An 11,715-nucleotide genomic window follows, 5' to 3' on the forward strand; every position below is an offset into this window, starting at 1 on the left:
TTAATTGTTGATTAAAATGGGCTATTTTAAGCGCTTAAGATCCTTTCAATAATGGTTTTTGCGCCGTCTTTAGCGATTTTTTGTTGCAATTTAGCGCTGATAGTGGTGAGGTTTTTATTGCCTTGATCGTCTTTTTGGTTGAGCTTTCTAATGACTTCAAAGAGTTTTTTGGGTAGTAATTCATTTTGCGGTGCAACGTAGCACAAATTTTCTTTTTCAAATTCTAAGACATTGTAATACTGGTGGTTATTGCTCGCAAAAGGGTAGGGGATAAAAATCGTGGGTAAGCCATTGGCGCACAATTCCCACACGCTACTCGCTCCGGCTCGGCTCACGCACAAATCCGCTCTATGCATGACTTCTATGATGTTATTGTGGAAAGCGAACAATTCTACCTTGTCCAACAGCCCTAATTCCTGGTAAAAAAAACGCATTCTTTCATGAGCGTTTGAGCCGCAAATGTGCGTGATTTTAATCCCTTGTTTGGTGAGTTTGGGAGCGTTTAATAGGGCAAATTCATTGATCGCTTTTGCCCCTTGCGAACCGCCTAAAAATAAAATGTGCTTGATTTCAGTGCGAGTCCTAGCGAAATCAAAAAAAACGTTTTGCACGGGATAGGAGGTTAAAACATGATTTCCCTTATCTTTAAAAACATAGCTTGAAAACACCGCTTTAGCTTTGGGGGAAAGGTAGCGGTTAAGAGAGCCTTTAATCGCATTTTGCTCATGGATATAAAGGGGTATTTTATTGAGTAAGCTTGCAAAACTCGCCGGTCCTGCGCTAAAACCTCCCACGCTAATGGTGTGCGTGATCTGGTGTTTTTTTAAAATTTCTTTAGCCTTAAAAGCGGCTTTAGCTTGCAAGAATAAAGAGCCTATTTTTTTAAAAAAGCTTTTATTGACCACGCCTTGCGTGTTGAAAAAATAGCGTTCGCTAAATAGGGGGCTGTTTTCAAACCATTCTCTATCTTGCCCGTAAGTGGAGCCTAAATAAATAGCCTCTATGCCTTGCTTTTCTAATTCTATGGCTAAGGCTTTAGCGATAGAGAGATGCCCCCCTGTGCCTCCCCCTGTAAGAGCGAATTTCATGCTAAAAACCCTTAAGCTCGTTCTCTTTCTTTAACCACAAAGCTTTTTAAAGAATCCCTAAAGCCAAAATCCGGATAATCCATCATAGAAAGCGCCACTTGAGCGCCAAAGCCATTTTTGGAATTAAACACTAAGGGGGCTAAGAAATTAACCATAGAATCTTCTAAATTTTTTTGCAACACGACCACGCAATACACCTCAACTTTGGAATGAGAATCTAATTCTAGCAGTAATTCTATGTATTTGGGTATCACAAAGCTGTATTCTCTCAAACAATAGGGATTCACTAAAACCATATCCAACGCCATGGGCGAGTTCGTTTGACTAACCAATCGGCTGAATAAGGAATCAATTTTTTCCAAACGCACTTCATTGATATGCTCAAATCCTAAAATAGGGGCTTTTAAAAAGTAATTCACTGGACTATCCTTTTTAATTTAAATGCTTTGTTGTATAATTTTGAAAAAATACGCAACAATTAAAAGCGTAAAAGCAAAAGGCGTTCCAAATCCAACCATTTTTTAAGGAACGCTCTATTTTAAGATAATTTAGGAAAATTTAGGAAAATAATGAAACAAGAACCCACCACTTACCAGCCAAAAGAAATAGAAAAAAAGATTTATGAAATTTGCTCTCATAGGGGGTATTTTGAAATTGATGGCAATGAAAAAATCCAAGAAAAAGGCAAACGATTTTGCTTGATGATGCCCCCTCCTAATGTGACCGGCATCTTACACATAGGGCATGCCCTGACTTTAAGCTTGCAAGATATTTTAGCGCGTTACAAACGCATGGATGGGTATAAGACCTTGTATCAGCCAGGGCTGGATCACGCTGGCATTGCGACGCAAAATGTGGTAGAAAAGCAGCTTTTAAATCAAGGGATTAAAAAAGAAGATTTAGGGCGTGAAGCGTTCGTTCAAAAAGTGTGGGAATGGAAAGAAAAGAGCGGGGGAGCGATTTTAGAACAAATGAAGCACTTAGGCGTGAGCGCGGCTTTTTCTAGGACTCGTTTCACGATGGATAAGGGTTTGCAAAGAGCGGTTAAATTAGCGTTTTTGAAATGGTATGAAAAGGGTCTTATTGTTCAAGATAACTACATGGTGAATTGGTGCACTAAAGATGGGGCGCTGAGCGATATTGAAGTGGAGTATGAAGAGCGTAAGGGGGCGTTGTATTATATTAGATATTATTTAGAAAATCAAAAAGATTATTTAGTGGTGGCCACCACACGCCCTGAAACTTTGTTTGGCGATAGCGCGATTATGATCAATCCTAATGATGAGAGGTACAAGCATTTAGTGGGGCAACAAGTAATCTTGCCTTTAATCAATCGCACAATCCCTGTTATCGCTGATGCACATGTGGAAATGGAGTTTGGCACAGGGTGTGTGAAAGTTACCCCTGGGCATGATTTTAACGATTACGAAGTGGGCAAACGCCACCATTTGGAAATGATTAAAATCTTTGATGAAAAGGGGATTTTGAATGCACATTGCGGGGAGTTTGAAAATTTAGAGCGATTAGAAGCTAGAGATAAGGTCGTAGAAAGATTAAAAGAAAACGCCTTATTGGAAAAGATAGAAGAACACACGCATCAAGTGGGGCATTGCTATCGTTGCCATAATGTGGTAGAGCCTTATGTGTCTAAACAATGGTTTGTCAAGCCTGAAATCGCTCAAAGTTCTATTGAAAAAATCCAACAAGGTTTAGCGCGATTTTACCCTTCTAATTGGATCAATAATTATAACGCTTGGATGAGAGAATTACGCCCTTGGTGTATCAGCAGGCAATTGTTTTGGGGGCATCAAATACCGGTGTTTACTTGCGAGAATAACCACCAGTTTGTAAGCCTAGATACCCCTTTAAGTTGTCCTACTTGCAAGAGTGAAACGCTAGAGCAAGATAAAGATGTGCTAGACACATGGTTTAGTTCAGGGCTATGGGCGTTCTCTACTCTAGGGTGGGGGCAAGAAAAAAGCGGTTTGTTTAATGAAAACGATTTGAAAGATTTCTACCCTAACACCACGCTCATTACCGGGTTTGATATTCTCTTTTTTTGGGTGGCCAGAATGCTCTTTTGCAGCGAATCGCTTTTAGGCGAATTGCCTTTTAAAGACATTTACTTGCACGCCTTGGTTAGGGACGAAAAGGGTGAAAAAATGAGCAAATCTAAAGGTAATGTGATAGATCCTTTAGAGATGATAGAAAAATACGGTGCGGATAGCTTGCGTTTCACTTTAGCCAATTTGTGTGCTACGGGTAGGGACATTAAGCTTTCTACTGCGCATTTAGAAAATAACAAGAATTTCGCCAACAAGCTTTTTAATGCGGCGAGTTACTTGAAACTCAAACAAGAATCTTTCAAAGATAAAGAGCGTTTGAACGAATACCAAACGCCTTTGGGGCGTTATGCGAAATCGCGCTTGAATCTTGTTACTAAAGAGGTTCGTAACGCTTTAGACAATTATCGTTTTAATGACGCTACGACTTTGTTATACCGCTTTTTGTGGGGGGAATTTTGCGATTGGTTCATTGAATTTTCTAAAGTGGAAAATGAAGCGATAGACGAATTAGGGAGCGTGTTAAAAGAGGCTTTAAAACTCTTGCACCCTTTCATGCCTTTTATTAGCGAGTCTTTATACCACAAGCTCAGTAACACGGAACTAGAAAACGCTCATTCTATCATGGTCATGCCTTACCCTAAAGATTTGGCGCAAGATGAAAAACTAGAGCATGAATTTGAAGTGATTAAAGATTGCATCGTGTCTTTAAGGCGTTTGAAAATCATGCTAGAAACCCCACCGATTGTTTTAAAAGAAGCGAGCGTGGGATTAAGGGAGAAAATAGAAAACACAGAGCGTTTGCAAACTTACGCCCAAAAATTAGCGAGGTTAGAAAAAGTCAGCGTGATAACTTATAAACCTTTAAAAAGCGTGAGCGATGTGGGGGAATTTTGCCAAACTCATGCGGATTTAGAAAATCTTGATTTAAGCCCGCTCATTGCTCGTTTAAAAAAGCAGCTAGAAAAATTGGAAAAAGAAAAACTAAAACTCAACTTGCACAATGAAAATTTTGTCAAAAACGCGCCTAAAAGCGTGCTAGAAAAAGTGCAAGAGAGTTTAAAAACGCTTTTAGAAAAAGAAAGTAAAATTAAGCAAGAATTGGACTTGTTAGAACAACCATAATAAAAGGATAGAAAATGTTTCAAGCGTTAAGCGATGGGTTTAAAAACGCGCTCAATAAAATCCGCTTTCAAGATGATGAAAAAGCGCTAGATCGGGCGTTAGATGAATTGAAAAAAACGCTTTTAAAAAATGATGTGCATCATAAAGTGGCTAGAGAATTGCTCAAAAAAGTGGAAAGCCAGACTAAACTTAGCGGCATTGGTAAGCAGCAATTTTTAGACGCTTTAGAAAAGAGTTTGTTAGAAATTTTAAGTGCTAAAGGGAGCAGTGGTTTCACTTTCGCTCAAACGCCCCCCACCGTGGTTTTAATGGCAGGTTTGCAAGGGAGCGGTAAGACAACCACGACCGCTAAACTCGCTCATTATTTAAAAACCAAAAATAAAAAAGTGCTTTTATGCGCATGCGATTTGCAACGCCTAGCAGCGGTGGAGCAATTAAAGGTTTTGGGTGAACAGGTGGGCGTGGAAGTTTTTTATGAAGAAAATAAAAGCGTGAAAGAAATCGCTAGCAACGCTTTAAAAAGGGCTAAAGAAGCGCAATTTGATGTGTTGATCGTGGATAGCGCGGGGCGTTTAGCCATTGATAAAGAGCTTATGCAAGAATTAAAGGAAGTTAAAGGGATTTTAAACCCCCATGAAGTGCTGTATGTCGCAGACGCCTTGAGCGGGCAAGATGGGGTCAAAAGCGCGAACACCTTTAACGAAGAAATAGGCGTGAGCGGGGTGGTGTTAAGCAAATTTGATAGCGATTCTAAAGGGGGTATCGCCTTAGGCATCACTTATCAATTAGGCTTACCCTTGCGTTTTATTGGGAGCGGGGAAAAAATCCCTGATTTAGATGTGTTTGTGCCTGAAAGGATTGTGGGGCGTTTGATGGGGGCTGGAGATATTATCTCACTCGCTGAAAAAACCGCCAGCGTTTTAAACCCTAATGAAGCCAAAGATTTGAGCAAAAAACTCAAAAAAGGGCAATTCACTTTCAACGATTTTTTAAACCAAATTGAAAAGGTGAAAAAATTAGGCTCTATGAGTTCTCTAATCTCTATGATTCCAGGTTTAGGGAATATGGCAAGCGCGCTAAAAGACACGGATTTAGAAAGCTCTTTAGAAGTGAAAAAAATCAAGGCTATGGTCAATTCCATGACCAAAAAAGAGCAAGAAAACCCCGAGATTTTAAACGGCAGCCGAAGAAAAAGGATCGCTTTAGGGAGCGGCTTAGAAGTGTCTGAAATCAATCGCATCATCAAACGCTTTGATCAAGCGAGCAAAATGGCGAAACGCTTAACCAATAAAAAGGGTATTAGCGATTTGATGAATCTCATGAGTCAGGCTAAAAATCAAACGCCCCCTAAAATGCGCTGATTTTTAAGCATGTTTTAGGCGCTTTTGTTGTATAATCTCAAATTTAATACGAATATTTTAGGAGATTTTTGTAATGACAGTCATTAGACTCACGCGCATCGGGAGAAAGAAAAAGCCTTTTTACAGAGTGGTGGTAACCGATTCTAGGAAAAGAAGAGATGGAGGTTGGATTGAATCCATTGGGTATTACAACCCTTTGAGCGAGCCTAAAGATATTAAAATTGATAAGGAGCGCTTGAATTACTGGAAAGGCGTGGGGGCTAAAATGAGCGAGAGGGTGGAAAAACTTTCTCAAAAAGCCTAAGGTTTTGTGAGGCTAAATGCGTGAATTAGATCCTTTGAACACGCCTTTTTCTCAAGCTGATTGTAAGGACTATTCGTATTGCGTGGCAACTTTTTTAGAAAAATATTTAAAAAAGGTTGTTTCTTTTCCGCAAGCTTTGAGCGTGGAGTACACGCTTTTAGAAGATAAAGTCAAACAAATCACTATTTATACCCACCCATCAGACATGGGGCATGTGATCGGTAAAGAGGGCAAAATGGTGAGCGCGATTAAGGCGTTTGTTTCTGGTGTGAAAGCCAAAGACGGGTTTTCTTATAAAATCGTTGTTTTTGCCAGTAACGATAAAAATAGCGATAAAAATCCCCATGCTTTAGGCGATCAAACGCCTTGAATTTTTTTCATGCTTTTAGTGGGTAGGATTGGTAAAAGCGTGGGGCTTAATGGGGGGCTAAAGCTTCATTTAGAGAGCGATTTTCCGGAGTGCTTAAAAAAGGGCGTTAAGGTGAGCGTCGCTCCAACCAACGCTTTCTCTTGCGCTTCTTCTTTTAAAGAATATGTGATCCATTCTTATGAACATGCTAAAAATTTGTTATTTTTAGAAACTATCCACACGCCTGAAAAGGCTAAAGAGCTGACTAATTTAGGGCTTTTTATGAGCGAAGCAGAGAGTAAAAAACTCTGTGTTTTAAAAGAGGGCGAGTTTTTTTATTGCGATTTAGTAGGGCTTAGCGTGGTGGAAGAAAACGAGATTCTAGGAAAAGTCATAGAAATCCAAAGGATTTCTCAAACAGATTATTTCATGGTTGAAACCACGCTGAACTTGGTTGAAAAAGGTTTGGCTAAGATTTTTTTAATCCCTTATAGGGATTTTTATATCCAAGAAATCCTTTTGCAAGACAAAAAAATAACCACCCATAACGCTAAAACGCTTTTAGAGAATAGTTGAGTGAAATTCAGCGTTTTAACCCTTTTCCCGCAACTCGTATGGCCTTATTTTGAAGATTCTATTTTAAAAAGAGCGTTAGAAAAAAATCTTTTTGAATTAGAAGTGTTAAACCTTAGAGATTTTAGCGCTAATAAATATCAAAAAGCGGATCACACGCTCATTGGTGGGGGTGCTGGGCAAATTTTAGACCCTGAGATGATAGAAAATGCGCTCCATTCTGTCAAAAACCCTAAACACACGATTTTTTTAAGCGCGGTGGGCAAGCCTTTCAAGCAAATAGACGCGATGCGTTTGGCTCAAAAAAAGCATGTCGTTTTGGTGTGTGGGCGTTATGAGGGCTTTGATGAACGCTCTATTGAATTGGGTGCTGATGAGGTTTTTTGTATAGGCGATTTTATTTTAACAGGGGGCGAGCTTGGGGCGTTGTGCTTGATAGATAGTATCGCTCGCCACATTCAAGGGGTTTTGGGTAACGCCCAATCTTTAGAAAATGAGAGCTTTGAAAACCATTATTTGGAAGCCCCTAATTTCGCTAACGCTGTTTTTAAATCCAAAGAAATCAATAAAATCCCTGCTCCTTTAGAATATTCTAAAGGAAATCATGCTAAAATCAGGCAACTAAAACTTGATTTGTCAAAATTAAGGACAAAATTTTACCGCCTTGATTTATTCAAACAGCACAAATCATGAAATTGACATTAAGGAAAACACATGAAAAACCGCTACATTCAGCAGTTTGAAGACGCTCAGTTAAAAGACAAGAGCATGCCAGCATTTAAAGCCGGCGATACTTTGAGATTGGGTATCACCATTAAAGAAGGCGAAAAAACACGGACTCAGTATTTTGAAGGCGTGTGCATTGCGATTAGAGGCAATGGCGTGGATAAGACTTTTTGCGTGCGTAAAATAGGGGCTAACAATATCGGCGTGGAGAAAATTTTCCCTTTTTATAGCGAAAGTTTGGCGAGCGTTGAGGTGTTGCGTGTGGGCAGGGTGCGCCGCGCGAAGCTCTACTACTTGCGCGATAGGAGAGGTAAGGCAGCAAGGATTAAAGAAGTCCGCCATTAATTTCTGTTAAGATTCTTTTATCCATCATGCTGATGGGTAGAACGCTCTTTAGGGGTTGAAATCCGTTTTTTAACCGCTTCTCTTAAAATTAGCGTAAAACTTTTTAAATGGATTGGATTGGCTTGAAAAAGAGTTTTTTAATCCCTTTTTAGTTTTACCACCGACTTTTTTAAAACTCTAAACTCTTTTTAGCGTTAGCGTTCGTTTTTTTTCAAGGCAAAGCTTTAATCGCTTCTTTTCTAGCTTGATGTTTGTTAAACTGAATTTTTGGCTCTGTTTTTTAATGGAGCGTTGGTTGTCAAATTTTAAAAAAGGTTAAAAAGCGTTTTTTACAATTAAAATACAAAAAGCTTGACGCAAGTTGGGCGATAACTCCTTGAAAAATCGATCCTTGGGAGGTTAGGGGATTAAAGGATTGATGAGGATATTAAACGCGAAATATCCCCTCATATTCTCAAGAAAGTTTTACTATAAAGTTTTTAAAAAATGAAAGAAATTAATTAAGGCTTTGAGTGTCTGTTTGATGAGAACAGAGCCTTTATTTTATTTTAAAAAACAAGGCATGTTTAAATCCCCATGCTATACTCAACCCTTATGGCAAAATTCATATTTTGGGAGAAAACATGGAAAAAACTGAAACCACGATTTTTGTGGATTGGCAAAATCTACTCGCCGATTTGAGGGCAATCCAAGAAACGGATGATCGTTTTAAGGAGTCTCATTTCAATTTCAACAGCCCCGAACAACTCTTAGCGCTAATCCGTTCGTTTTTGGAGCCTGAAGAGGAATTGAAGCGGATCTATTTTTATGTATCTGAGCCTTTTACAGAAGTTGAACCTAGAATCAAGGGCAATAAAAACGAAGAACTTGAGGAGTATAAAGAGAAGAATCCTAAAGATTATGAGGAAAGAGTGAATAAATCAGGAATTATGCAATCTTTCAACCACAAGATCGCCCAACAAAATCAGGTGAAATTACGAGTCGGGCGAGTAAAGTTTAAACTCGTATCTGAGAACGAAAGCGAAGAAGTCTATGGCGTGGAAGCCAAAACTCACATGCCGCATTTAGACTTGCGTCAAAAACAAGTTGATGCGCTGTTGGCGCATGATATTACCAAGCTGTATTGCACCAAACAAGGAGGGTGTATTTTGCTGTTCAGCAAGGATACCGATTTTGTGCCTGTGTTAGAAGCCACTTGGGAGAAAGGCTTTGAAGTCTTCATCGCTAACATTCAAGAAAGCCCCAATTCTGTCCCTTCAGACTTGAAGAAGTCTTGCAATGTGAGAGAACGCAGTGTCGCTGAAATTGTAGTCAAGTTGCCCAAAAGTCAGCACTCCCCCAAGAAAAAGAACTTTCCCCCCAAAGAGCCTTTTAACAACCCATTTAAAGACCAACTCTTTAAGAAGAACTAATGCGTTTCCCTCTCACCAAGGGGACAAAAAGCACCCAATTTAAAAGGGTTAGCTTAAGCGGATTTTTCTAATCCATGATTTCGCTTTTTGCTTTCTATTATGGGGTGGTTTTTGAAAACGGAGATAAATTAGCGCTTAATGGTGTATTTATAGGGAATGCACGCATGTTTTTGGCGGTATTTGGATTTTTCAAAATACGATCGTTTTAAAATTTTAACTTACTTTGTCAAAAATTTTTATAATTTAAGCAAACCTTAAGCTTTCTATGACTATACTTTCATTTCCTTGTTTCAGTAAGGGCTTTTAAAAAGCCGCTTGATAACTTGCCAAGGGTAGCTGATCAGGGATAGCTGATTAAAGCAAACGATCTTTGAAAACTAAGCAAATTGATAGAAGTTCTTTTTAAAGGGATATTCTAAAATCATAAGCAATGACTTACTAAATAGAGTGAGGGTTTTTATAACTCCCATTCTTTGATAAGGAATGCTTATCCAACCTGCCAATTGATTTCATTGGTTATGATGATTATATGATTATGATTGATGACTGAATGGCATGAGAGTATTTTAAGGTTAGCGTTTAGCTAAACCTTTTTAAAAAGTTTCTTTCTGTTTTGTTGTTGTAATACTTAAGAACACAACCCGTTTTATTCAATAATCAAATAAAACGAGTTCTTGTGATACGCTAAAGCTGTTATTAGAAATGATAACAGCCTATAAAAAAACAAAAGAGCTTTAGGACAAACACTTTTATGGAGAGTTTGATCCTGGCTCAGAGTGAACGCTGGCGGCGTGCCTAATACATGCAAGTCGAACGATGAAGCTTTCTAGCTTGCTAGAAGGCTGATTAGTGGCGCACGGGTGAGTAACGCATAGGTTATGTGCCTCTTAGTTTGGGATAGCCATTGGAAACGATGATTAATACCAGATACTCCCTACGGGGGAAAGATTTATCGCTAAGAGATCAGCCTATGTCCTATCAGCTTGTTGGTAAGGTAATGGCTTACCAAGGCTATGACGGGTATCCGGCCTGAGAGGGTGAACGGACACACTGGAACTGAGACACGGTCCAGACTCCTACGGGAGGCAGCAGTAGGGAATATTGCTCAATGGGGGAAACCCTGAAGCAGCAACGCCGCGTGGAGGATGAAGGTTTTAGGATTGTAAACTCCTTTTGTTAGAGAAGATAATGACGGTATCTAACGAATAAGCACCGGCTAACTCCGTGCCAGCAGCCGCGGTAATACGGAGGGTGCAAGCGTTACTCGGAATCACTGGGCGTAAAGAGCGCGTAGGCGGGATAGTCAGTCAGGTGTGAAATCCTATGGCTTAACCATAGAACTGCATTTGAAACTACTATTCTAGAGTGTGGGAGAGGTAGGTGGAATTCTTGGTGTAGGGGTAAAATCCGTAGAGATCAAGAGGAATACTCATTGCGAAGGCGACCTGCTGGAACATTACTGACGCTGATTGCGCGAAAGCGTGGGGAGCAAACAGGATTAGATACCCTGGTAGTCCACGCCCTAAACGATGGATGCTAGTTGTTGGAGGGCTTAGTCTCTCCAGTAATGCAGCTAACGCATTAAGCATCCCGCCTGGGGAGTACGGTCGCAAGATTAAAACTCAAAGGAATAGACGGGGACCCGCACAAGCGGTGGAGCATGTGGTTTAATTCGAAGATACACGAAGAACCTTACCTAGGCTTGACATTGAGAGAATCCGCTAGAAATAGTGGAGTGTCTGGCTTGCCAGACCTTGAAAACAGGTGCTGCACGGCTGTCGTCAGCTCGTGTCGTGAGATGTTGGGTTAAGTCCCGCAACGAGCGCAACCCCCTTTCTTAGTTGCTAACAGGTCATGCTGAGAACTCTAAGGATACTGCCTCCGTAAGGAGGAGGAAGGTGGGGACGACGTCAAGTCATCATGGCCCTTACGCCTAGGGCTACACACGTGCTACAATGGGGTGCACAAAGAGAAGCAATACTGCGAAGTGGAGCCAATCTTCAAAACACCTCTCAGTTCGGATTGTAGGCTGCAACTCGCCTGCATGAAGCTGGAATCGCTAGTAATCGCAAATCAGCCATGTTGCGGTGAATACGTTCCCGGGTCTTGTACTCACCGCCCGTCACACCATGGGAGTTGTGTTTGCCTTAAGTCAGGATGCTAAATTGGCTACTGCCCACGGCACACACAGCGACTGGGGTGAAGTCGTAACAAGGTAACCGTAGGTGAACCTGCGGTTGGATCACCTCCTTTCTAGAGAAAAGCTTTTGATATTCGCTTATTGAAAGCCAAGAGTATTACCTGACAAAAGAACTTCTTGTTGCTTAGTTTTGAAAGATTGGGCTTAATCTTTCTTTTTTTACTTCTTG

General features: G+C 40.3%; 10 protein-coding genes and 1 rRNA gene. 9 read left to right on the top strand and 2 right to left on the bottom strand.

Annotated features, from left to right (window positions below; all coding sequences use genetic code 11):
- Nucleotides 1-26: 26 nt before the first annotated feature.
- Both murG and fliW read right to left on the bottom strand, forming a co-directional pair.
- Nucleotides 27-1,088: an undecaprenyldiphospho-muramoylpentapeptide beta-N-acetylglucosaminyltransferase gene (gene murG, locus EWZ81_RS05525; RefSeq protein WP_165549301.1), complete on the bottom strand. Its 1,062-nt coding sequence runs from the start codon at nt 1,086-1,088 to the stop codon at nt 27-29.
- 11 nt (nt 1,089-1,099) lie between these two features.
- Entirely contained in the window at nt 1,100-1,507 is a 408-nt protein-coding gene (gene fliW / locus EWZ81_RS05530) for a flagellar assembly protein FliW (RefSeq protein WP_001955351.1), read from the bottom strand.
- 150 nt (nt 1,508-1,657) lie between these two features.
- Between fliW and valS the strand changes: the two genes are divergently transcribed.
- The 9 genes from valS (at nt 1,658) to EWZ81_RS05575 (ending at nt 11,599) form a co-directional block, all read left to right on the top strand.
- Nucleotides 1,658-4,276 carry a valine--tRNA ligase gene (gene valS / locus EWZ81_RS05535; RefSeq protein WP_165549302.1) on the top strand — a complete coding sequence of 873 codons (2,619 nt, stop codon included), beginning with the start codon at nt 1,658-1,660 and terminating at the stop codon, nt 4,274-4,276.
- A gap of 14 nt (nt 4,277-4,290) precedes the next feature.
- The gene (ffh, locus tag EWZ81_RS05540; RefSeq protein ID WP_165549303.1) at nt 4,291-5,637 is read left to right on the top strand and encodes a signal recognition particle protein; all 1,347 of its coding nucleotides are present in this window, start codon (nt 4,291-4,293) and stop codon (nt 5,635-5,637) included.
- Nucleotides 5,638-5,710: 73 nt separating this feature from the next.
- Nucleotides 5,711-5,941, top strand: a complete 231-nt coding sequence (rpsP, locus tag EWZ81_RS05545; RefSeq protein ID WP_000216125.1) for a 30S ribosomal protein S16 — start codon at nt 5,711-5,713, stop codon at nt 5,939-5,941.
- 16 nt (nt 5,942-5,957) lie between these two features.
- On the top strand, nt 5,958-6,311 hold the full coding sequence (locus EWZ81_RS05550; RefSeq protein WP_078245446.1) for a KH domain-containing protein: 354 nt from the start codon (nt 5,958-5,960) through the stop codon (nt 6,309-6,311).
- A 9-nt stretch (nt 6,312-6,320) separates the two neighbouring features.
- Complete coding sequence (gene rimM, locus EWZ81_RS05555) at nt 6,321-6,866, top strand: ribosome maturation factor RimM (RefSeq protein ID WP_165549304.1); 546 nt, start codon at nt 6,321-6,323, stop codon at nt 6,864-6,866.
- Nucleotides 6,867-7,556, top strand: coding sequence for a tRNA (guanosine(37)-N1)-methyltransferase TrmD (gene trmD, locus EWZ81_RS05560; protein ID WP_165549305.1), 690 nt, complete (start codon nt 6,867-6,869; stop codon nt 7,554-7,556).
- 21 nt (nt 7,557-7,577) lie between these two features.
- Complete coding sequence (gene rplS, locus EWZ81_RS05565) at nt 7,578-7,934, top strand: 50S ribosomal protein L19 (RefSeq protein ID WP_000797684.1); 357 nt, start codon at nt 7,578-7,580, stop codon at nt 7,932-7,934.
- 623 nt (nt 7,935-8,557) lie between these two features.
- Nucleotides 8,558-9,346, top strand: a complete 789-nt coding sequence (locus EWZ81_RS05570; RefSeq protein ID WP_165549306.1) for an NYN domain-containing protein — start codon at nt 8,558-8,560, stop codon at nt 9,344-9,346.
- 748 nt (nt 9,347-10,094) lie between these two features.
- Nucleotides 10,095-11,599, top strand: a 16S ribosomal RNA gene (locus EWZ81_RS05575).
- The last annotated feature ends 116 nt before the right edge of the window (nt 11,600-11,715 follow it).

The sequence above is a fragment of the Helicobacter pylori genome, assembly GCF_011140715.1.
GTDB classification, from domain to species: Bacteria; Campylobacterota; Campylobacteria; order Campylobacterales; family Helicobacteraceae; genus Helicobacter; species Helicobacter pylori_DA.